16 protein-coding genes are annotated in these 21466 nt (G+C 66.8%); 6 read left to right on the top strand and 10 right to left on the bottom strand.

All coding sequences use genetic code 11. The features are described from left to right. Nucleotides 1-6 precede the first annotated feature (6 nt). From ABIE08_RS03735 to ABIE08_RS03725, 3 genes are all read right to left on the bottom strand, one after another. Entirely contained in the window at nt 7-1563 is a 1557-nt protein-coding gene (locus tag ABIE08_RS03735; RefSeq protein ID WP_354548855.1) for a formate dehydrogenase beta subunit, read from the bottom strand. Then, a complete protein-coding gene (locus ABIE08_RS03730) occupies nt 1560-2033 on the bottom strand; it encodes a formate dehydrogenase subunit gamma (RefSeq protein ID WP_354548853.1) in 474 nt (157 codons plus the stop codon). The genes ABIE08_RS03735 and ABIE08_RS03730 overlap by 4 nt, the downstream gene beginning before the upstream one ends. Before the next feature lie 173 nt (nt 2034-2206). Next, nucleotides 2207-2902 (bottom strand): invasion associated locus B family protein, encoded by a 696-nt coding sequence (locus ABIE08_RS03725; protein WP_354548852.1) that lies wholly within the window; start codon nt 2900-2902, stop codon nt 2207-2209. Between the two features lie 248 nt (nt 2903-3150). On the opposite strand from ABIE08_RS03725, the gene ABIE08_RS03720 reads away from it, so the two are divergent. After that, complete coding sequence (locus tag ABIE08_RS03720; RefSeq protein WP_436409496.1) at nt 3151-4986, top strand: extracellular solute-binding protein; 1836 nt, start codon at nt 3151-3153, stop codon at nt 4984-4986. Nucleotides 4987-5226: 240 nt separating this feature from the next. Here the strand turns inward: ABIE08_RS03720 and mfd are convergent, their stop codons facing one another. After that, nucleotides 5227-8730: a transcription-repair coupling factor gene (mfd, locus tag ABIE08_RS03715; RefSeq protein WP_354548850.1), complete on the bottom strand. Its 3504-nt coding sequence runs from the start codon at nt 8728-8730 to the stop codon at nt 5227-5229. A 5-nt stretch (nt 8731-8735) separates the two neighbouring features. Then, nucleotides 8736-9023, bottom strand: coding sequence for a succinate dehydrogenase assembly factor 2 (locus ABIE08_RS03710; protein WP_266334594.1), 288 nt, complete (start codon nt 9021-9023; stop codon nt 8736-8738). A 504-nt stretch (nt 9024-9527) separates the two neighbouring features. Here ABIE08_RS03710 and ABIE08_RS03705 point away from each other — a divergent pair. Next, nucleotides 9528-10112, top strand: coding sequence for a DUF6101 family protein (locus ABIE08_RS03705; protein WP_354548848.1), 585 nt, complete (start codon nt 9528-9530; stop codon nt 10110-10112). A gap of 7 nt (nt 10113-10119) precedes the next feature. Here ABIE08_RS03705 and ABIE08_RS03700 read toward each other — a convergent pair whose 3' ends face one another. Both ABIE08_RS03700 and ubiA read right to left on the bottom strand, forming a co-directional pair. Further along, nucleotides 10120-11145 carry a class I SAM-dependent methyltransferase gene (locus tag ABIE08_RS03700; RefSeq protein WP_354548847.1) on the bottom strand — a complete coding sequence of 342 codons (1026 nt, stop codon included), beginning with the start codon at nt 11143-11145 and terminating at the stop codon, nt 10120-10122. Between the two features lie 133 nt (nt 11146-11278). Then, a complete protein-coding gene (gene ubiA, locus ABIE08_RS03695) occupies nt 11279-12205 on the bottom strand; it encodes a 4-hydroxybenzoate octaprenyltransferase (RefSeq protein ID WP_354548845.1) in 927 nt (308 codons plus the stop codon). A 218-nt stretch (nt 12206-12423) separates the two neighbouring features. Between ubiA and purD the strand changes: the two genes are divergently transcribed. Both purD and ABIE08_RS03685 read left to right on the top strand, forming a co-directional pair. Further along, nucleotides 12424-13686 carry a phosphoribosylamine--glycine ligase gene (gene purD, locus ABIE08_RS03690; protein WP_354551563.1) on the top strand — a complete coding sequence of 421 codons (1263 nt, stop codon included), beginning with the start codon at nt 12424-12426 and terminating at the stop codon, nt 13684-13686. Nucleotides 13687-13802: 116 nt separating this feature from the next. Next, complete coding sequence (locus ABIE08_RS03685; protein ID WP_266334586.1) at nt 13803-14027, top strand: alkylphosphonate utilization protein; 225 nt, start codon at nt 13803-13805, stop codon at nt 14025-14027. Nucleotides 14028-14033: 6 nt separating this feature from the next. On the opposite strand, the gene ABIE08_RS03680 is transcribed toward ABIE08_RS03685, so the two are convergent. Further along, on the bottom strand, nt 14034-14711 hold the full coding sequence (locus ABIE08_RS03680) for a hypothetical protein (RefSeq protein ID WP_354548843.1): 678 nt from the start codon (nt 14709-14711) through the stop codon (nt 14034-14036). Here ABIE08_RS03680 and mutL point away from each other — a divergent pair. Next, a complete protein-coding gene (mutL, locus tag ABIE08_RS03675) occupies nt 14704-16536 on the top strand; it encodes a DNA mismatch repair endonuclease MutL (protein ID WP_354548841.1) in 1833 nt (610 codons plus the stop codon). The genes ABIE08_RS03680 and mutL overlap by 8 nt on opposite strands. A 253-nt stretch (nt 16537-16789) precedes the next feature. After that, the gene (locus ABIE08_RS03670; RefSeq protein ID WP_354548839.1) at nt 16790-17014 is read left to right on the top strand and encodes a DUF2093 domain-containing protein; all 225 of its coding nucleotides are present in this window, start codon (nt 16790-16792) and stop codon (nt 17012-17014) included. 711 nt (nt 17015-17725) lie between these two features. Here ABIE08_RS03670 and ABIE08_RS03665 read toward each other — a convergent pair. Beyond that, on the bottom strand, nt 17726-19387 hold the full coding sequence (locus ABIE08_RS03665) for a hydantoinase B/oxoprolinase family protein (RefSeq protein WP_354548837.1): 1662 nt from the start codon (nt 19385-19387) through the stop codon (nt 17726-17728). Beyond that, nucleotides 19387-21465 (bottom strand): hydantoinase/oxoprolinase family protein, encoded by a 2079-nt coding sequence (locus ABIE08_RS03660; RefSeq protein ID WP_354548835.1) that lies wholly within the window; start codon nt 21463-21465, stop codon nt 19387-19389. The genes ABIE08_RS03665 and ABIE08_RS03660 overlap by 1 nt, the downstream gene beginning before the upstream one ends. Nucleotide 21466: the final 1 nt, after the last annotated feature.

Here is a 21466-nt window from a genome sequence, read left to right as displayed (position 1 = left end):
GATCTCCTAGCGTGCGGCTTCGAGGACCGGCGTCGTGGCGCCGAAATCCTCGGGGAAATGGTGGAGCGCACTGATGACAGGATAGGGCGTAAAGCCGCCCAGTGCACAGAGGGAGCCGAATTTCATGGTGTGGCAGAGGTCTTCGAGCACGACGAGGTTCTTCTCGCGCTCCTCGCCGCGGACGATCCTGTCGACCGTCTCGACCCCGCGCGTGGAACCGATGCGGCACGGCGTGCACTTGCCGCAGGATTCGAGCGCACAGAATTCCATCGCGAACCGCGCCTGCTTCGCCATGTCGACCGTATCGTCGAAGACGACGATGCCGCCATGGCCGATCAGGCCGTCTTTGCCGGCGAAGGCCTCATAATCGAACGGCGTATCGAACAGGGCGCGCGGGAAATAGGCGCCGAGCGGGCCGCCAACCTGCACGGCGCGAACCGGGCGGCCGGATGCCGTGCCGCCGCCGATCTCGTCGACCAACTCGCCGAGGGTGACGCCGAAGGCGACCTCATAGAGGCCACCATGCTTCACATTGCCGGCGATCTGGATCGGCATGGTGCCGCGCGAGCGTCCCATCCCGAAATCGCGATAGGCCACCGCGCCTTCGGCAAGAATGATCGGCACGGTCGCCAGCGAAATCACGTTGTTGATGACGGTCGGCTTGCCGAAAAGACCCTTATGCGCCGGCAGCGGCGGCTTGGCCCGCACGACGCCGCGCCGTCCTTCGAGGCTTTCCAGCAGCGCCGTTTCCTCGCCGCAGACATAGGCCCCGGCGCCGACCCGCACTTCCATGTCGAAGTCGAACGCCGAGCCGGCAACCGCCCGGCCAAGATAGCCTGCCGCGCGGGCGGTGCGGATCGCCTCTTCCATCCGGGCGACGGCATGCGGGTATTCCGAGCGGATATAGAGATAGCCGCGCGTCGCGCCGACGGCGATGCCTGCGATCGTCATGCCCTCGATCAGCACGAAGGGATCGCCCTCGATGATCATGCGATCGGCGAAGGTGCCGCTGTCGCCCTCATCGGCATTGCAGACGATGTATTTCTGCTCGGCTTCCGTCGCCGCGACCGTGCGCCACTTGATGCCGGTCGGGAATCCGGCGCCGCCGCGACCGCGCAGGCCGGATTGCACGACTTCCTCGATCGTCGCTTCCGCGCCGAGGGCGAGCGCCTTCTCCAGCCCCTTGAAGCCGCCATGGGCGCGATAATCGTCCAGCGAACGCGGATCGACGATGCCGCAGCGCGCGAAGGTCAGGCGCGTCTGGCGCTTCAGCCAGGGGATCTCTTCCGTCGATCCGAGTAGCAGAGCGTGCGGCTCTCCGGCCAGCATGGCCTCGAGCAGTGCCGGGACGTCCTCGGCTGAGACCGGGCCATAGGCGACGCGGCCGGCCGCCGTCTCGACCTCGACCATCGGCTCCAGCCAATAGAGGCCGCGCGAACCGTTGCGAACGATGTCGAGCGTCAGCCCCTTGGCGGTTGCCGCCGCCTCGAAGGCCGTGGCGACTTCGTCCGCGCCGACCGCGACCGCACCGGCATCGCCGGGAATGAAGAACCGCGCGCTCACGCCTGCGCCTCCGAGACAAGCCGATCCAGCCGGCGCGCGTCGAGCCTGCCGATCACGCGGCCATCCAGCATGGCGGACGGCGCCGTGGCGCAAAGCCCGAGGCAATAAATCGGCTCCAGCGTGACGCGGCCATCCGCCGTCGTCTCGCCGAACCGGATGCCCAGCGCCTGTTCCGCGCGGGTGGCGAGCGCATCGGCGCCCATCGACTGGCAAGCTTCGGCCCGGCACAGCTTCAGCACGTGGCGTCCGGCCGGCTTGCGGCGGAAGTCGTGATAGAAGGTGACGACGCCATGCACCTCGGCGCGCGAGAGGTTCAGCGCGTCGGCGATCATCGGCTCGACGGCTTCCGGCACGAAGCCGAACGTCGCCTGGATGGCGTGGAGGATCGGAAGGGCCGGCCCCTCGCAATCCAATTGGGCTGCGATGATCTCGGCGGCGCGCGCTGCGCTCCATGGCTCGGGGGAATTCACGACGAACGACCACTCCCAAATTAGAATCGTCGCAAGGTGCCGCTAATCCCGGATGCAATCAACCGTTCGATCGCTCCGGCAGGGCATACAACTAAAAAGTGTGACCGGCCGGCCCTGAAACGAAAAAAGGCGCGTCCTCGCGGACGCGCCTTCTCGATCGATGGATCGGCAGCTCAGTTGGCGGAGCCGCGTTCCTTGTTCTGCTGCTCGATGAGCTTCTTGCGGTTCTCTTCGGCGTTCTTCTGCAGCTGGTCCTGCAGCGCGTCGCGGCGCGCCTTGCCGGCAGCGCGGTCAAGACCCTCGCCATCCACCACCTTGGTGAAGCCGGCGAGCGAGAACGGGAACACCATCGGCTTGCCCTGCGGGTTGAGCGAGATCGCGACGACCTTGCCACCCTTCTTCATCGACGAGATGAAGGCTGCGTCGATCTCAGCCTGGGCGTAGCAGACGCTCGGCTCGCAGACGACGTACTTCAGCTCGGCCGGCTTGTTCTGGTCAACCTGGACGCGCAGGCCCGGCTGGATCAGCTGGCCGGTGAGCACGACGGCGGTCAGCGCCATCTTCGGCTCGCCTTCGAGCTGGCGGATCTGCAGCGAAGCGATGAACTGGTTCGTTTCGGCACGAAGTTCCTGCGAGGTGATGCAGAGCTTCTTCTTGGACTGCGGGTCCTGGCCGCATTCCTTGACCCAGGGCGAAGCCGGCGGCGCTGCGTTCGCAGCGGCGGCGGGCGCCTTGGCGGCGGGGGCCTTGGCGGGAGCGTCAGCCGGTGCGTCCTGGGCGAATGCCACGGGAGCGGACAGCGCCATGATCAGCGCGGCAGCAGCCAGATGCGGCACCCGAACCAGGCCAGAATTCCAACGATGCGACATCGAGCGTGTCCTTGCGTTTATCTCAAAACCCTGCGCTTCGGCGACCGACGGTTCCTGCTGATGTCGCAGGCTGCCATGCGCCGAGGCTGGATGACCAGCAATTGAGGCGACACGGTGACGGAGAAGCTTCGGCGCATCAATAGCCGGACCGCGCTGGGATTTCTAGCTGGCACAAGATTGCCCCAGTGCTCGTGCTACGCTTTTTTTCATTCGATTCGTGGCCCGAGCCGTCTCGGGAGGAGTTTGTCATGCCGATCGGCACCCTTTGGCCCAAGGCCGCTATCCTCGCCTTCGCTGTATTCGCGACCTTGCCTTACGCGGGAACCGCTTTGGCCGAGCCGCGCCACGGCCTGGCTATGCATGGCGAGCCGAAGCTGCCGGCGGATTTCGATCACCTGCCCTATGCCGATCCCGCCGCGCCGAAGGGCGGCAGAATCACCTACGCCTTTGTCGGCAGCTATGACAGCCTCAACCCTTTCATCGTGAAGGGCGACGGAACGACCCCCCGCGGCATCTGGGACGTTTCGCTCGGCAACAACGTGTTCGAGGCGCTGATGACGCGCAACCGCGACGAGGCCTTCACCCTCTACGGCCTGCTGGCCGAGAGCGTCGAGGTCCCCGATGATCGCAGCTCGATCACCTTCAACCTCAATCCCAAGGCGCGGTTCTCGGACGGCCAACCAGTGACGCCCGAAGACGTCATCTTCACGCTGGAGCTTCTGCGCGAAAAGGGCCGACCGAACTACCGTTCCTGGTATTCCAAGGTGAAGACAGTCGAAAAGGTCGGCGAGCACGGCGTCCATATGACCTTCGCCGACGGCGCGGATCGCGAATTGCCGCTGCTGATCGGCTTGATGCCGATCCTGCCGAAACATGCAACGGACGCGGAAAATTTCGACCGTTCGACACTGAAGCCTTCGATTGGCAGCGGTCCCTACGTGATGGGCGAGATCAAGCCCGGTGAGCGTTTCACGCTGAAGCGCGATCCGAACTATTGGGGCAAGGACCTGCCGATCAAGCGTGGGTTCGACAATTTCGACGAGATCCGCATCGACTATTACCGGAGCCGCAGCTCGATGTTCGAGGCCTTCAAGAAGGGCCTCTACGACGTCAATCCCGAGGCTGATCCGGCCACCTGGCGCAACGGATATGACTTCCCGGCCGTCACCGACGGCCGTGTGGTCAAGGAGAGCTTCGAGACCGGCGTGCCGAAGGGCATGCTCGGCTTCGCCATGAACACCCGCCGGCCGATCTTCGAGGATGTCCGTGTCCGCAAGGCGCTCGCCTCGCTGCTCGATTTCGAATGGCTCGACAAGAACCTGTTCTTCGGCGTCTACCAGCGCAATGCCAGCTATTTCGAAGGTTCCGAGCTATCGTCGATCGGCATCCCGGCTTCCGACAAGGAAAAGGCGCTGCTGGCAAAGTTCCCTGACGCCGTGGAGCCCGATGTGCTCGACGGCACCTACCGCCCGGCGAAGAGCGACGGCACCGGCGGCGACCGCAAGCTGCTGCGAACGGCGCTCGATCTGCTGAAATCGGCCGGCTACGAGCTGAAGGGCAATACCCTGATCAACACGGCGACCGGCCAGCCGCTGACTTTCGAACTACTTCTGATGGATCGGGAGCAAGAACGTGTCGGCCTGGCCTATGCCCGCACGCTGGCCCGCGTCGGCATCAAGGCGAACGTGCGGACCGTCGATTCGGCACAGTACCAGCGGCGCGTGCAGGAGTTCGACTACGACATGATCATGACGTCATGGGGCGCCTCTCTCTCACCTGGCAACGAGCAGAATTTCCGCTGGGCTAGTAGCCAGGCAGACCTGCCCGGCTCATACAATTTCGTCGGCGCCAAGAGCCCGGCGATCGACGCGCTGCTGAAGGACATTCTCTCGGCCGAGAAGCGCGAGGATTTCATCGAGTCGGTCCGTGCCCTCGATCGCGTGCTGATCTCGCAGCACTATGTGGTGCCGCTGTATTACCTGCCGGAGCAATGGGTCGCCCGCTGGACCCGCGTCGGCCACCCGGAAAAGCAGGCGATCGCCGGCTACACCTACCCGACCTGGTACCAGACTCCGGCGAAGTGAGAGCGGGACTAGACCCTTTCGTAGCCAATGGCGGACGTGGCGAGATCGTCAGCGCCATTCTTCACCTCTCCCTGAGGGAGAGGTCGACGGCCGCAGGCCGGCGGGTGAGGGTTTACGGCCTCACCCGGATAGTTCCCTAAACCCTCACCCGTCGCTTCGCGCCGACCTCTCCCTCAGGGAGAGGTACAGGTTGAGCCCGCCACGGACCGCCCAGCGTCCCAGCCTGCCCCTAGCGAAGACCTACGCAGCCTTCTTGCGGCCTTCCTCGGCCATGCGCGCGAGCTGGGTCAGGATCACCGCCGTGCCCTTCAGGCGTTGCTCCGGCTTTTCCCAGTCGCGGATCAGCACGATCTTCTGGTCTGGACGAACCTTGGCCAGGCTGCCCTGCTCGCCGATATAGCGGATCAGGCCGGCCGGATTGGCGAAGGTCGAGTTGCGGAAGGCGATGACAATGCCCTTCGGGCCGGCATCGACCTTCTCGACATTCGCCTTGCGGCACAGCGCCTTGATGTAGACGATCTTGAGCAGATGCTCGACCTCGTCCGGCAACGGGCCGAAGCGGTCGATCAGCTCCGCGCCGAAGCTGTCGATCTGCTCCGCCTCCTCCAGATCGCCGAGACGGCGATAGAGCGACAGGCGCAGCTGCAGGTCCGGCACATAGGTCTCCGGCAGCATGACCGGCGTGCCGACCGTGATCTGCGGCGACCAGCGGCCGTCGGATTCGGCTTCCTCCGTGCCGCCATCGCGCAGCGCCGCCACGGCCTCCTCCAGCATCTGCTGGTAAAGCTCGAAGCCGACTTCCTTGATGTGGCCCGACTGTTCCTCGCCGAGCAGATTGCCGGCGCCGCGAATGTCGAGATCGTGGCTCGCCAGCTGGAAGCCGGCGCCCAGCGTGTCGAGCGACTGCAGCACCTTGAGGCGGCGATCCGCCATGGCCGTCAGGCGCTTCTCGGCCGGCACGGTGAACAGCGCATAGGCGCGCGTCTTCGAGCGGCCGACGCGGCCGCGCAGCTGGTAGAGCTGCGCCAGGCCGAACATGTCGGCGCGGTGCACGATCAGCGTGTTGGCGGTCGGGATATCGAGGCCGGATTCGACGATCGTGGTCGAGAGCAGCACGTCATAGGCGCCCTCGTAGAACGCCGTCATGATGTCCTCGAGCTCGGTCGGCGGCATCTGGCCATGCGCGATCGCGACCTTCACCTCGGGCACGAACTTTTCCAGGAACTCCTTGCGGTCGGCGAGGTCGGAAAGGCGCGGACAGACATAGAAGCTCTGGCCGCCGCGATAGCGCTCGCGCAGCAGCGCCTCGCGAACCACCAGCGCGTCGAACGGCGAAATGAAGGTCCGGACCGCCATACGGTCGACCGGCGGCGTGGTGATCAGCGACAGTTCGCGAACCCCCGTCAGCGCCAGCTGCAGCGTGCGCGGGATCGGCGTGGCGGAGAGTGTCAGCACATGCACGTCGGCGCGGATCTCCTTGAGCCGTTCCTTGTGCTTGACGCCGAGATGCTGCTCCTCGTCGATGATCAGCAGGCCGAGATCGCGGAACTCGATGCCCTTGCCAAGCAGCGCATGCGTGCCGACGACGATATCGACCTGACCCTCCTTGATGCCCTTCTTGGTTTCGGCCAGATCCTTGGCCGAGACGAGGCGCGAGGCCTGCTCGACGCGGATCGGGAAACCGGCGAAGCGGGCCTGGAAGGTGCGGAAATGCTGGCGCGACAGCAGCGTCGTCGGCACGACCACCGCCACCTGCTTGCCGCTCATCACCGCGACGAAGGCGGCGCGCAGCGCCACTTCCGTCTTGCCGAAGCCGACATCGCCGCAGATCAGGCGGTCCATCGGCGTGCCGGCGCCGAGATCGGCAATGACCGCCTCGATGGCGGCGAGCTGGTCTTCCGTCTCCTCATAGGGGAAGCGGGCGGCAAACTCGTCATAGAGGCCATCGGCCGGCGCCAGGGGTTCGGCGTGGCGCATGGCGCGCTGCGCGGCGACCTTGATCAGCTGGCCCGCCATGTCGCGGATGCGCTGCTTCAGCTTGGCCTTGCGCGCCTGCCAGGCGACGCCGCCGAGCTTGTCGAGCGTCGCCTCGGTATCTTCCGAGCCATAGCGCGACAGCAGCTCGATGTTCTCGACCGGCAGATAGAGCCGGTCGCCGCCCTGATAGACGATCTCGAGGCAATCATGCGGCGCGCCGGCGGCCGTGATCGTCTTCAGCCCGGTGAAGCGGCCGATGCCGTGGTCGACATGGACGACGATGTCGCCTTCCGAAAGGCCGGTCACTTCGCTGAGGAAGTCGGAGGCGCGCTTCGAGCGCTTGCGCGGGCGCACCAGGCGGTCGCCCAGAATGTCCTGCTCGCCGATGATGACCATGTCCGGCGTCTCGAAGCCGGCTTCGAGGCCCAGCACGCCGAGGCCGACCACTCCCTTGCCGAGCTTTTCGGCCGAGGCCCAGTCGTCGATCCGCTCCACCCGCTTCAGGCCGTGATCGTCCAGCACCTGCGCCAGGCGGTCGCGTGCGCCATCACTCCAGGAAGCGATGATGACGCGCTTCTTCTCGCGCAGCCCGCCGATATGGGCGATGACCGCGTCGAAGACATTGACGTCGCCGGCGGTGCGCTCCGCTGCGAAGGTCCGGCCATGCCGGCCGCCGAGATCGGCGACCATGGTGTCGTCCGGCTCGGCGAACGGCGTCATGCGCAGCAGCGGCGCCGTCTTCTCACGGCCCTGCCATTCCTCGCGGGTCAGATAGAGCTGGTCCGGCGGCACCGGCCGGTAGGGCACGCCGCCCTGCGCCTGGCCCATGCCGCTCTTGCGCGCGTCGTAATGGTCCTTGATGTCGTCGAAACGCTCGGCGATCGCTTCCTCGACCAGATGGTCGAGCACAAGCGGCGCGTCGGGCAGGTAGTCGAAGATCGTATCGAGACCGTCGACGAACAGCGGCAGCCAATGCTCAACGCCGGTGTAGCGGCGGCCGTCGCTGACGGACTGGTAGAGCAGGTCTTCGCGGTCGGTCGCGCCGAACATCGCCACATAGCGCGCGCGGAAGCGGGCGATCGCTTCGGGCGAGAGCACCAGTTCGCTCATCGGCACGAGATCGAGGCGCTTCTTCTGCGCCACGGTGCGCTGGCTCTCGACATCGAAGGAGCGGATCGAATCGACGGTATCGCCGAAGAAATCGACGCGGACCGGCTCGCCCTGGCCGGCGGCGAACAGGTCGATGATGCCGCCGCGCACGGCATATTCGCCGGCCTCGCGAACGGTCGAGGTGCGCAGGAAGCCGTTATCCTCCAGCCAGCCGACAAGCCGGTCCATCGACATCTGGTTGCCGCTGGCGATCGACAGGCTCTGGCGCGCGACCTGGTCGCGCTTCGGCAGGCGCTGCACGGCGGCATTGACGGTGGTGAGCACGACCAGCGCGCGCCCCTTCACCGGCTGGTAATTGGCGAGATAGGAAAGCGCCGCCATCCGCCTGGCCACGACCGCCGTATTCGGCGACACGCGGTCATAGGGCATGCAGTCCCAGGCCGGCAGGGCCACCACTTCGGTCCCGGGCGAGAAGAAGCGCATCGCCTGTTCTAGATCGGCCATGCGGTTGCCGTCGCGCGCCACGACCAGCACGAAGGGAAGACCTTCGCGCGCGGCGAGCGCTGCGATATCGGCGACGACCTTGCCGTCAAAGCCGTCGGGAACGCCCGAAAGCACCGTCGACGGACGGCCGAGAATGTACGGGAATGTGACCATTACGCCTAACGGGGAGTGGCGCCGGTAAAGGCGGCGAGCTTCTGGAAGAATGCGGTATTGACGTCGTCCGGCGTCGGGGCCTCTCCCGTCAGCCAGATCAGCAGATCGCGATCCTGTTCCTCCATCAGACTTTCCAGGAGGTCGAGTTCGCCATCATCAAGCGTTGCGATATGGGCATCGGCGAAGCGGCCGAGGATCAGATCCATCTCGCGCATGCCACGATGCCAGCAGCGAAAATGGGTACGCCGGCGGCGAACGTCCAGCCCGTCGCTCGACAATGTCGTGCCGCTCATCCTTCACTCCGCCGCTCATGTCCGATGCGGCGTGATATAGCCCCCCGGCAGCCCGTTGTCAGCCTCGCAGGCCCGATGCCGATCAACTCCGCCGCCCGAGCCTCGAGTGTTCACGCATCGAGGTCGGTCCCGCCGCAAAAGTTGACGCTCCCCGACCGGCGACCGGCCTTGCCCACAGGGCGATCCACGACGAGGCGCGGACGACGTCGCCTGCCCCTCGCGCTATCCCCATCCAGGCCGCCGGATGTGCCTCCCGGTGCAAACCGCAGGCTGCCGCCATTGCCGCGCCGCGTGCCTTATTTCAGCAAGTTTTCGTCAACCGTCTTCGATCACCAGACGCTAACCCTGCCCATCATCGCCGGGCCGTTAACCATGTCTCTTAAGCTCTGGGGGGCGGATCGCATGGCATTGTCGCTTCAACAGAGAGCGGGCCCAGTCAACCGGGCCAACCCCTTAAGGTCCTGTTAACCGGACCGAAGCGAGGCAGTGATGGAGTGCAAGGCAATGGCAAACGCAACGGTTCAGGCGGCACATGGCGTTCGTGGCAACGACCTGCGACTCGACCCCTTCGCGCTGCCGGTCCGCTACTCCGCCACACTCGCCGGTCCGGCTTCCGCCACGACGCCGGCCGTCTACATCGACCGTGAGCTGGCCATCGTCAAGCGCCGCCTCGGCGGCATCCCGACCACCCTCTCCACCCCGGTCAGCGCCTTTCGCGGCGTCGCCGTGCGGATGACCGGCGATGCCGAGACCGGCGCGATCCGCACCACCGTCGAACTGATGCACCGCGATCCCGCCATGTCGCTGCCGCTGGTCGTCGTCGAAGACCTCGGCGATGGCGAGGATGTCGCCGCCGACTGGCAGGCCTGGGGCCGCGCGCTCGGTCTGCCGCTGCTGATCGTTGACGCCGACGGCACCGTCCGCGCTCCGCTCGACCAGATGGGTCCGCTCGTCGTTGGTGCCGCCAAGTCCCGCCGCGCCCCCTCCTCCCTGACCGGCCGCCGCCCGCGCTTCCTGAAGCGCCGCAAGACCGGCTTCTACAAGGAAGTCGAGACGCTCTACGGCCGCGAGATCATCGCCCGCGACTGAACGTTCCTTACGGTTCGAACAGCACAAGGCTCGCGGGCGAATGCGCCAGCGGGCGCACGGAGACGCCGCTGAAGCCGGCGGCCCGCGCGATTTCGCTCAGCCCGCTCGCCGTATAGGCATCGCCCTGCGGCGTCGTCGCCAGCATTACCAGCGCAAATGCCGCCGGGAATGGCGGCGAGACCCGATCCTCGTTCGGCACGAACTCAACAGCCAGCACCCGGCCGCCCGGCGCGAGGCTGGCCCGCACCTTCTGCATCAGCCTGGCGCAGGTCGCGATGTCGAAGTGGTGCAGGAAGTTCGGCAGCATCACGAGATCGTAGCCGCTGCCCCAATCGACATCGAAGGCGCTGCCCGCGACCGTCCGGTAGCGCGACGCCACGCCAGCCCGTTCGGCATTGCGCCGGGCGAGTTCGAGCACGGCGGCCCAGTCGACGGCGGTGATCTCCGCATCCGGCAGCGCCTTGGCGACCTCGATACCGAACATGCCGTGGCCGGCGGCGATATCGAGGACTTTGCGCGGCCGATCCGGCCAGCTTGCCACTTCAGCGGCAACGCCCCCGGCGCTGGCGACGACGAAAGGAATCATCGCCTCGGCAAATTTCAGCCAGATCGGATGATCCGGCGCCATGTTGGCGAGACCCATCGAGCCGCCATGGCGCACATAGGTCACCGGATCTTCCAGGAAGAGATCGAGCTGTTCCGGCGCGCTCAGGAAATCGACGACGCTGCCCATATAGGCGGGCGACCTGCGGTCGAGGAAAACCTGGCTGGATGGCGTCAGCCGGTAGTGCGCGCCCGCCTTGGTCATGAAGCCATGCGCGGTCAGGAAATCGCAAAGGATGCGGACGCCGCGTTCCGAAGCCCCGGACTTCGCGGCAATCCGCTCGCTGGTATCGTCACCCGCCGCGATCGCCGTGAACACTTCCAGCGAGATCGCCGCCTTCAGCGCCGCGGTCTTGTGGAAGCCGAGAATGGCATCAACGATGCCAGCGGGGTTTACATCGGCAATGGATGCATCGGGCATTGCGGACATGCGCATTCCCTCCCAAGCAGATCGATCCTGAAAATCCTGTCGGCACGGCAATGGATGGCGCAATTAGCGCGCCAGCCCTGCCGGATCTTCAAGTGACGTGTTCGTGAAGGCACGGCGCAGTCTCGCGTGGCGTTCAGACCAGGCCGTTGATCACCAGACCGGCGAACAGGATCAATCCCGCCTCGCGGTTGGACTTGAACAGGCGCAGCGCCAGCGCCTCGTTGTCGAGCCGCACGCGGACGACCTGCCAGCCGAGATGGGCGGCGGCGAGCGCCAGCCCGGCCCAGGCGACCCAGCCGATGCCGGCGGACCAGAAGGCCCCCGCCCAGAGCAGCACGGCGCCGGCATAGAGCAGGCCAACGATCTGCGGCGCGCCGTCGCCGAACAGGCGCGCGGTCGAGCGCACGCCCATGATCTTATCGTCCTCGATGTCCTGCAGCGCGTAGATCGTGTCATAGCCGATCGTCCACAGCACGCCGCCGGCATAGAGCAGCACCGGCGCCAGCGCCAGGCTGCCGAACCAGGCTGACCAGCCCATGAGCGCGCCCCAGGAAAAGGCAAGGCCAAGCACGAGCTGCGGCCAGTCGGTGATCCGCTTCATAAACGGATAAGCAGCGACGACCAGCAGCGAACAGAGCGCCAGGACGACCGAAAACCAGTTGAACGACAGGAGCACCGCCAGCCCGGCCAGCGCCTGGAGCACGAGGAAGATTTTGGCGTCGCGAACGCTGACCTGGCCGCTCGGGATCGGCCGCGACCGCGTGCGGGCGACGCCGGCATCCAGCTCGCGGTCGACGATGTCGTTATAGGTGCAGCCGGCGCCGCGCATCGCCACCGCGCCGATCCAGAAGAGGACCAGATGCGCCAGATTGGGCCAGGTCGCGCCCGCGACGTTGCTGGCGAGCGCCGACGACCACCAGCAGGGCAGAAGCAGCAGCCACCAGCCGATCGGCCGGTCCCAGCGCGCCAGCCGCGCATAGGGGCGCAGCCAGGCCGGCGCATGGCGATCGACCCAATTGCCCCGGGCGGCGTCGGCGACGGTTCCAGGACTGAGGCTCATCGGGACTCTCTCGCAATTTCGGATTTCTTGCCGCCTGTCATACCGCCAGTTGCGAAGCCGCGCCAAGCCCATGCGGCGCCCTGGCCGCGCCGGATCGCCGCGCGACGGGCAGGAAAACCCACCGCGCCGCCGCTTTCCGGATTCGACAAGCGAGCCCCTGCTTGCTAAGCGCCGCGCTAGGAATTCAACCACGGGCAGTTGGCATGACCGAGACGCGCATCAACATTCTCCTGATCGGATCGGGCGGCCGCGAGCATGCGCTGGCCTGGGCGCTCCGGAAATCGCCTCGTCTCGGCCAGCTTTTCGCCGCCCCCGGCAATCCCGGCATCGGCGCGCTCGCCGAACTGGTGCGGCTCGATCCGTTCGACCATCACGCGGTCATCGACTTCTGCCGCCACAACATGATCGATTTCGTCATCGTCGGCCCGGAAGCGCCGCTTGTCGCCGGCCTCGCCGATGCGCTCGACGGCGCGAACATCCGGGTGTTCGGCCCCGGCCAGGAGGCAGCCCGTCTCGAAGGCTCGAAGGGATACACCAAGGATCTCTGCGCCGAAGCGGACATCCCGACCGCCGCCTACCAGCGCTTCACCGAGGCCGCGCCGGCGCGCGACTATGCGACCAGGATGGGCGCGCCGATCGTCGTCAAGGCGGACGGCATCGCCGCCGGCAAGGGCGTCGTCGTGGCGGAGACGCTGGAGGAGGCGCATGCCGCGATCGACGCCTGCTTCGACGGCGCCTTCGGTTCGGCTGGCGCGGAAGTCGTGGTCGAGGAATGCCTGGTCGGCGAGGAAGCCAGCTTCTTCGCCATCTGCGATGGCGTCAACGCCGTGCCGCTCGCCACCGCCCAGGACCACAAGCGCGTCGGCGACGGCGACACGGGCCCGAACACCGGCGGCATGGGCGCCTATTCGCCCGCGCCGGTGATGACGGACGCGATGATCGAGCGCACCATGGCCGAGATCATCCGCCCGACCATGGCCGCGATGGCGGCCCGCGGTGCACCGTTCAAGGGCGTGCTGTTCGCCGGCCTGATGATCACCGCCAAGGGGCCGGAACTGATCGAATACAATGTCCGCTTCGGCGATCCGGAATGCCAGGTGCTGATGATGCGGCTGGAGAGCGACCTGCTGGAGCTGCTGCTCGCCGCCGCCGAGGGCCGGCTCGACGGCGTCACGACGCAGTGGCGGGACGAGGCGGCGCTCACCGTCGTTATGGCCGCCAAGGGCTATCCGGGCGACTATGCCAAGGGCACGCCGATCGCCGGCATCGAGGCCGCCGATGCCCTGCCCGGCACCAAGGTGTTCCAGGCCGGCACCGCGCTGGTCGACGGCAAATTGGTCGCCAATGGCGGCCGCGTCCTCAACGTCACGGCGCTCGGCGCGAGCGTCGCCGAAGCGCAGAAGCGCGCCTATCAGGCCGTCGACACGATCGACTGGCCGGACGGCTTTTCTCGCCGCGACATCGGCTGGCGCGCCGTTTAGGCATTCCGGCGGGAGAGGGTTTCTAACTCCGCCCAACGGTTCCCTACCACTCGCCCGGAGCGTCGCTCCGCCCCCTCGCTTTCGGGGCCAGGTGAGACAGAACAAGGAGATACCCCATGTCGGACGAGATCATCGTGCGCGACAGCAACGGAACGCAGCTCAAGGACGGCGATTCCGTCTCGCTGATCAAGGACCTCAAGGTCAAGGGCACGTCGGAGACGATCAAGCGCGGCACGGTGGTGAAGAACATCCGCCTGACCGACGATCCCGACACCTTCGAGTGCAGCACCAAGCAGGTGAAGGGCCTCGTGCTGCGGGCCGAGTTCGTCAAGAAAGCCTGAGCGGGTTCAGAACAGCAGGCGGCGCAGCGCCTCGCCGAGAGGGGGCAGCAGGCTCGCCTTCGGCAGCAGCGCGACGCCGACCTGCAGGCAGAACGCCACGGCCACGGCCCCCGGCAAAAGCGGCAACGCGCAGAGGATCAGCGCCAGATTGGTCCAGGGTTCCTTCGGCGCGCCCGCCAGGTTGTGCCGGATGTAGCGGGTCTTCAGCACCTTCACCAAGAGCGTGACGATGCTGGCGACCAGCGCCGACAGCGCCATCCAGGCCAGCACGCCGCCGAGCGCCGCCGCCAGCCCCGGCGCCAGTTCCTCCCCCTTCTTCGGCAGCGACGCCAGCGTCGCCGCCAGAATGGCGAGGGTGAAGGTGAAGTGGCCGATCAGGAAGTTGAGACAAGGCCGGAACGGGTCCGCCTTCTTCAAATCCGCCTGGGCCAGCCGGTCGATTGCCGCCGCCAGATCCGCACCAGATATCGACATGTACGTCACCCGTCGCACATCGCCGTCGAGTTCCTGCCCGGCTAGCAAGGCATAGCGCAGCCGCGCCGGGCCGGCGCCCGATGCCGGGATCAAATCTTTGCGATGATGCGCCGCGCCGGCGCACGCCCGTGCCCGCCGCCCTCTCCTTCCCTCGCGGGTGCGAATCCGGCAGGATCGCCGGCCAACAGACAGATAGATCGCCATGACCACCGTCCGCCGCCTGACCGAAGACATGATCAACCGCATCGCCGCCGGCGAGGTGGTCGAACGGCCGGCGAGCGTCGTCAAGGAACTGGTCGAGAACGCCATCGACGCCGGCGCGAAGCGGGTCGAGATCGTCACCGCCGGCGGCGGCGCCTCGCTGATCCGCGTCACCGACGACGGTGGCGGCATGACGCATGACGATCTCGGCCTCGCCATCGATCGCCATTGCACCTCCAAGCTGGTCGACGATCTGCTCGACATCCGCACGCTCGGTTTCCGCGGCGAGGCGCTGGCCTCGATCGGCTCGGTGGCGCGGCTTTCGATCGCCTCGCGCCATGCCAGCGAGCCGCATGGCTGGGAAATCGTCGTCGAGGGCGGCCTGGTGCATCCGCCGCGCCCGGCCGGGCTCAATTCCGGCACGCGGGTCGAGGTCACCGACCTGTTCTTCTCGACCCCGGCCCGGCTCAAGTTTCTGAAAGGCGAGCGCGCCGAGGCGAGCGCCGTCACCGATATCGTCAAGCGCCTCGCCATGGCGCATCCGGAAGTGCGCTTCTCGCTGACCGGCAGTGACCGCGGCGCCATCGACTATCCCGTCGCGCATGGCGACGAGCCCTTCGTCGAGCGGCTCGGGCAGATTTTGAGCCAGGATTTCGTCGACAATTCGCTGGCGATCGAGGCGGAGCGCGAGGGCATCCGCCTTTCCGGCTATGCCGGCCTGCCGACCTACAACCGCGCCAACGGCCTGCAGCAGTTCCTGTTCGTCAATGGCCGCCCGGTGCGCGACAAATTGCTGATGGGCGCGCTGCGCGCCGGCTATGCCGACGTGATGTCCAGGGACCGCCATCCGGTCGCAGCGCTCCGCATTGATCTCGAGCCGCATGGGGTCGACGTCAACGTCCATCCGGCCAAGTCAGACGTGCGTTTCCGCGATCCCGGCCTGGTGCGCGGGCTGATCGTCGGCGCGCTGCGCAACGCCATCCACCAGGCCGGCCATCGTTCGGCGACGACCGGCGGCGGCGCCACCATCGCCGCCTTCCGCACCGGCACACCGGCCGCGTCCACGGCATGGCGCAGTTCGGCGCCGATGCCGACCTTCGGCAACACCGCCGCCGCGCCGTCCTGGCGCGACTGGGCGAGTGCCCCCGCGCCGGCGCCCCATTTCGCTGAAGCGGCGCAGCCGGCCTTCGCGGCGGTGAACCAGCCCTCGGCCGATGCGCGCGCCAATGCGGTTGCCGCCACCGACCCGACCGACCGGCCGCTGGGGGCGGCCCGGGCGCAGGTGCATGAAAACTACATCATCGCCCAGACCGACCACGGCATCGTCATCGTCGACCAGCACGCGGCGCATGAGCGCCTGGTCTATGAGCGGCTGAAGACGGCGCTCGCCCGCTCCGGCGTGGCCCGGCAGATCCTGCTGATCCCCGACGTCATCGACCTGCCCGAGGATGATGTGGCGCGGCTCCTGAAGCGCGCCGACGAACTGGCCGAGCTTGGCCTTGCGATCGAAAGCTTCGGGCCCGGCGCGGTCGCGGTGCGCGAAACGCCCGCCCTGCTCGGCGAACTCGACACGCGCTCGCTGCTGATCGACCTCGCCGACGACCTCGCCGAATGGGACGACACGACCCGGCTCAAGGAAAAGCTCGACCATGTCGCCGCGACGATGGCCTGCCACGGCTCGGTCCGCTCCGGCCGCCGGCTGCGGCCCGAGGAGATGGACGCGCTGCTGCGCGAGATGGAAGCGACGCCCGGCTCCGGCCAGTGCAACCACGGCCGCCCGACCTATGTCGAGCTGAAGCTCGCCGACATCGAACGGCTGTTCGGACGACGGTAGGCGCGCAGCCTGTCCCGCGTGGGAGACACGTGGCGATAGCTGCCGTCTTATCACCGGAAGGCTGCCAACCGTCGGCCTCAAGGCGGATGAGCGAGGCCTCCGCCGTCGCCCCGGCGAAGGCCGGGGCGCGGGATGACGCCGGAGCTTGTGCCCGGGCCTGCGTCCGGCATCCCCACCCGAAAAGCGATGCCGAACGTGGGAAGCGTGATCCGTGCTGTTGCACATGGCGGCGTTCCGCACGATATTCCCGCTCATGAACCGTATTGATCCAGCCGGGCGCGGCGGCGAAGCGCGCATTCGTTATCTCGATGGCGATTACCAGATCCTGTCCCCGGGCGCGTTCGTGCGCTGCGCCGTGACGGGCGGCGTCATTCCGCTCGACGAGCTCAAATACTGGAACGTCGCGCATCAGGAGGCCTATATCGACCCGGCCACCTGCCTCGCCCGCCACAAGCAGCTCGGCCTGACCTGGCGCTAATTTTCGAGACGCCAAGGCGTCTCGATCTCGATCGGGCTCCGGCCCTTCCCCACCTCGGACTTGACCAGGGATCCACGCAGCCGGGTTGGTGGGCGAGTGAGACCGCAATTCCCACGCCACGGCCAAATGGATCCTGCTTTCGCAGGGATGATGGAGCTTTTTGGATCGGCCGAAGGGGCGTTCTGCCGCGTACCGTGAGCGGGCGAAGACGTTTCGCCCCGCGCGGCGTCCGAAGCCGAAATCTCCCCTCTCCGACAGATCGAAATGGACCGCCCTCAACATGCTGACGAGGCCCGAAGGGCCGTCTCGAAGCAGGCAGAGCCGTGGGGCGCGCGCCGCCGCCCGGACACGCTGCTTCCTTCGAGATGGCTTGCTCCGCAAGCCGCCGCAGGATGTGGGTAGCCGGGATGCAGTGAGGGCGTGGCCCCTTACCCAAAGGTCAGTCGCGCACGGTCAATTGCTCTTCAAGGAAGCAAGCCCCTCACCCCACCCTCTCCCGCAAGCGGGCGAGGGCTTTTCGGCCTGGGCGGTGGCAGCAGCTGGCTCGACCTGCACCCTCTCCCGCAAGCGGCGAAGGCTTTCAGCCTGCGCGTCGTGGAGACGGAACTCGACCTGCCCCCTCTCCCGCGCGGGAGAGGGTTGGGGTGAGGGTCTTGCCCGAAGCCACCAAGCCGGTGCGGCGGCCCCCGCCGGCCCCGGTTCAGCCCAATATCATACCTCGACGCCGTAGACCGTCCTGGCCCGTTCCGGGCTGAGATAGCCGTTCTTGACGTCCTCGATCACCGCAGCACGATCGCGCTTTTTCGGGTCGCCATAGCCGCCGCCATTGCCGGTCACCACCCGGACGATGTCGCCCTGGTTCAGTTCGACGCCCGTCGCGAAGGCATAGCGCTTGCGGCTGCCATCGGTCTTGATGACCTCGATATGGTTGCTCGTGCCGTCATGGCCGCCCTGCATTCCCCAGGGCAGGATGCGAGAACGGGTATAGCCGCAGGTCAGGAAATTGCCGTCGGCACGGACGCGGTAATCCATGCGGATGCCCTTGCCCCCGCGCCACTGGCCCTCGCCGCCCTCTTCCGGGTTCAGCGCCAGCTGGTCGACGAACAGGCCGTAGCGCGCTTCCGCGATCTCGGCCGGGCAGTTGAACGTCTCGCCGTGGAAGCCGGAGAAGATCGCGTTGTTGCCGTCGCGGCCGGGCATGGCGCCCCAGCCGCCGATCTCCGGCTCGACGATCGTGTAGTGGCGGCCGGTATCGGGATGCGGGCCGCCGACGACGGTGCCGCAGATCGAGGCGAAGCTGCCGGCCGAAAGCTTTTCCGGCAGGTGCTGCGCCAGGCAGCGCAGGATCAGGTCGAACACCCGGATCTCGACCTCGTAGTAGAAGGCGTGCGCCGCCGGCTCCTGCGCGTCGAAAATCGAGCCCGGACGCGTCTTGACGACAAGCGGCCGGAACGAGCCGCCATTGGCCGGCGCCGAAACGTCGGTCACCGCCTTGATCGCCATCTGGCAGGCGACGATGACGCCGTCGCGGCTGGCATTGTTGGGCGTCGGCGTCTGGTCGGGATTGTCGATCAGGTCGACGATGAATTCGTCGTCCGTGATCTCGACCGTCACCTTGTAGATCTGGCCGCTATCCTGCTCCTCGGCGAAGGAGAACTTGCCCTTGGGCAGGTCCTTCAGCGCCTTCAGCGTCACCTGCTCGCCATAGTCCATGAAATGGTCCATGGCGGCGACGAAGGTGTCCTTGCCGTATTTGGCGACGAGATCGAGGATGCGCTTGTCGCCGATGCGGACCGCCGCGATCGCCGCCCACATGTCGCCCTTGAGATAGGCAGGCAGGCGGGAATTGACCATCATCAGGTCCATCACCGCCTGGTTGGACACGCCCTTCTCGATCAGCTTGATCGCCGGGACGCGCAGGCCTTCCTGGAAGATCTCCTTGGCGTCGGTCGACATCGAGCCCGGCACCATGCCGCCGACGTCGTTCCAGTGCGCGATGTTCGCGGTCCAGGCGACGATCTCGCCCTCGGCGAAGACCGGCATGACCAGGACCATATCGTTCAGATGGGTGACGCCGCCATAGAACGGGTCGTTGGTGGCGAAGACGTCGCCCGGATAGATCGCGGTGACGGGATGCTTGCGCAGCACCGCCTTCACCGCCTTGTCGAGCACGCCGATGAAGGCCGGAATGCCGGCGCCGGACGAGGCGATCTCGCCATCGGCGGCGCAGATACCGGTGCCCATGTCGAGCACCTCATAGATGATGGCGCTCATCGCCGTCTTGCGCATCGCCGCGAACATCTCGTCGGAAATCGCCTGCAGCGAGTTCTGGATGATGTCGAAGGTGACGGGATCGTGGGTCGGGTTGCTCATCACTTGGCCCCCAGTTCGATGTGGGTGTTGTCGTAGGCGTCGATCGACACGCGGTTGCCCGGATGGATCACCACGGTGGTGCCGGGGTCCTCGAGGATGGCGGGCCCGGCAAACGACATGCCGGGTTCCAGCTTCTCGAGGTCGTAGATCACGGCCTCGTGGACGCCTTCGAGCGCATAGTCGACGTCGCGGCGGCCCTTGACAGCCTGCTCGATCGTGGCGCCCGTCTTCGGCAGCGCGATCATCTCCAGCTTGCCGACCTCGGCGGAGGCGACGAGATGCAGGCCGACGATCTCCACCGGCGCGTCGAGGCGATAGGTGTATTCGCGCTCATAGGCGGCGTGGAAGTGCTCGATCATCGACTGGATCGCCGCATCGTCGACGAAGGTCGCCGGCAGCTCGACCTCGACGGCGTGTTCCTGGTTCTGGTAGCGGCACTTGATGAAGGGCACGAGCTTGACATTGTCGGCCAAAACCCCTTCCGCCTCGAACTGGCGCAGCGCCCGGTCGCGGGTCTCGCCGACCAAATTCGCCAGCGCCGTCGTGCGGCCGTCGCCGCCCTCGATCAGGCGGGTGACAAAGTAGTCGCGGCGCAGGTCGGACATCATCATGCCCCATGCCGAGAATACCGACGCGCCGCGCGGGATCACGACCTTCTTCATGCCGAGCTCGGTGGCGAGCGCCACGGCATGCATCGCGCCGCCACCGCCGAAGGCAACCAGCGTGAAGTCACGCGGGTCGTGGCCGCGATTGAGCGACACCAGCTTCAGCGCGTTGATCATGTTGTTGTTGGCGATGCGGACGATGCCGCGCGCCGCTTCGATCGGCGACAGCCCAAGCTTCTGCGCCAGCGCGCCGAGCGCGCCGTCGACCGCGGCCATGTCGGCCTGGATCGTGCCGCCGCAGAAATAGTCCTTGTCGATGCGGCCGAGCGCCAGATTGGCGTCGGTGGTCGTCGCCTGCGTGCCGCCGCGGGCATAGGCCGCAGGCCCCGGCTTGGCGCCGGCCGATTGCGGGCCGACATGCAGCTTGCCGAAATCATCGACCCAGGCGATGGAGCCGCCGCCATTGCCGATCTCGACCAGATCGACCACCGGCACCATGATCGGATAACCGGAAGACGTGCGATCGCGCTCGATCCAGTAGTCGGTCATGATCTTGACGTGGCCGTTCTCGATCAGCGAGCACTTGGCGGTCGTGCCGCCAATGTCGAGCGCCAGCACGTTGGGCTCGCCGATGATGCGGCCAAGCTCGGCCGCGCCCCAGAAGCCCGAGGCCGGGCCGCTCTCGACCATGGTGATCGGGATCTCGCGCGTCGCCGAAAGCGAATCGACGCCGCAATTCGACTGCATGACGTAGAGCTGGCCGCCGAAATTCTTGGAAGCCAGGCCGTCTTCGAGCCGGCCGAGATAGCGGCTGGCGACGGGCTGGACATAGGCGGAAAGCACGGCCGTCGAGGCGCGCTCATATTCGCGCCACTCGCGGGTGATCTGATGCGAGGCGACGACGGAGACTTCCGGCCAAAGCCGGCGGATCTCGGCCGCGACGGCTTCCTCATGACGGGGGTCGGCGTAGGAATGCAGCAGGCAGATCGCGATCGCCTCGACGCCCTCGGCGCGGAAGTCTTCCAGGATCGCCGGCAGGCCCGAGAGGTCGAGCGGCGAGCGCTCCGCGCCGGTATAGGCGATGCGACCGGGAACCTCGCGGCAGAGATAGCGCGGCACGAAGGGTTCGGGCTTCACATATTGCAGGTTGAAGAAATCCGGCCGGTTGCCGCGTGCGATCTCCAGCACGTCGCGGAAGCCCTCCGTCGTGATCAGCGCCGTGCGGGCGCCCTTGCGCTCGGTCAGCGCGTTGATGACGACGGTGGTGCCATGCGCGAAGAAGGCGATGTCGGCGGGGTCGACATCGGCCTTGGCCAGCACGTTGAGCACGCCCTGCTCGAAATTCGGCGGCGTCGTGTCGGACTTGGCGGTGCGCACCGTCTGGCGGCCGGTCGCCGTATCCGTCTCGAAATAGACGAGGTCGGTGAAGGTGCCGCCGACGTCGGTCGCGACGCGGATCGTCTTGTCGGTCATG

This window comes from Kaistia defluvii (assembly GCF_040548815.1).
GTDB classification, from domain to species: Bacteria; Pseudomonadota; Alphaproteobacteria; order Rhizobiales; family Kaistiaceae; genus Kaistia; species Kaistia defluvii_A.
Note: the sequence above shows the minus strand (reverse complement) of the source record. Positions and strands in the feature narration are given on the sequence as shown.

Coding starts and splice junctions, on each gene's coding strand:
- ABIE08_RS03725 (WP_354548852.1), bottom strand. CDS start 2,902: ATGTCGCATCGTTGGAATTCTGGCCTGGTTCGGGTGCCGCATCTGGCT.
- ABIE08_RS03720 (WP_436409496.1), top strand. CDS start 3,151: ATGCCGATCGGCACCCTTTGGCCCAAGGCCGCTATCCTCGCCTTCGCT.
- mfd (WP_354548850.1), bottom strand. CDS start 8,730: ATGGTCACATTCCCGTACATTCTCGGCCGTCCGTCGACGGTGCTTTCG.
- ABIE08_RS03710 (WP_266334594.1), bottom strand. CDS start 9,023: ATGAGCGGCACGACATTGTCGAGCGACGGGCTGGACGTTCGCCGCCGG.
- ABIE08_RS03705 (WP_354548848.1), top strand. CDS start 9,528: ATGGCAAACGCAACGGTTCAGGCGGCACATGGCGTTCGTGGCAACGAC.
- ABIE08_RS03700 (WP_354548847.1), bottom strand. CDS start 11,145: ATGTCCGCAATGCCCGATGCATCCATTGCCGATGTAAACCCCGCTGGC.
- ubiA (WP_354548845.1), bottom strand. CDS start 12,205: ATGAGCCTCAGTCCTGGAACCGTCGCCGACGCCGCCCGGGGCAATTGG.
- ABIE08_RS03685 (WP_266334586.1), top strand. CDS start 13,803: ATGTCGGACGAGATCATCGTGCGCGACAGCAACGGAACGCAGCTCAAG.
- mutL (WP_354548841.1), top strand. CDS start 14,704: ATGACCACCGTCCGCCGCCTGACCGAAGACATGATCAACCGCATCGCC.
- ABIE08_RS03670 (WP_354548839.1), top strand. CDS start 16,790: ATGAACCGTATTGATCCAGCCGGGCGCGGCGGCGAAGCGCGCATTCGT.
- ABIE08_RS03665 (WP_354548837.1), bottom strand. CDS start 19,387: ATGAGCAACCCGACCCACGATCCCGTCACCTTCGACATCATCCAGAAC.
- ABIE08_RS03660 (WP_354548835.1), bottom strand. CDS start 21,465: ATGACCGACAAGACGATCCGCGTCGCGACCGACGTCGGCGGCACCTTC.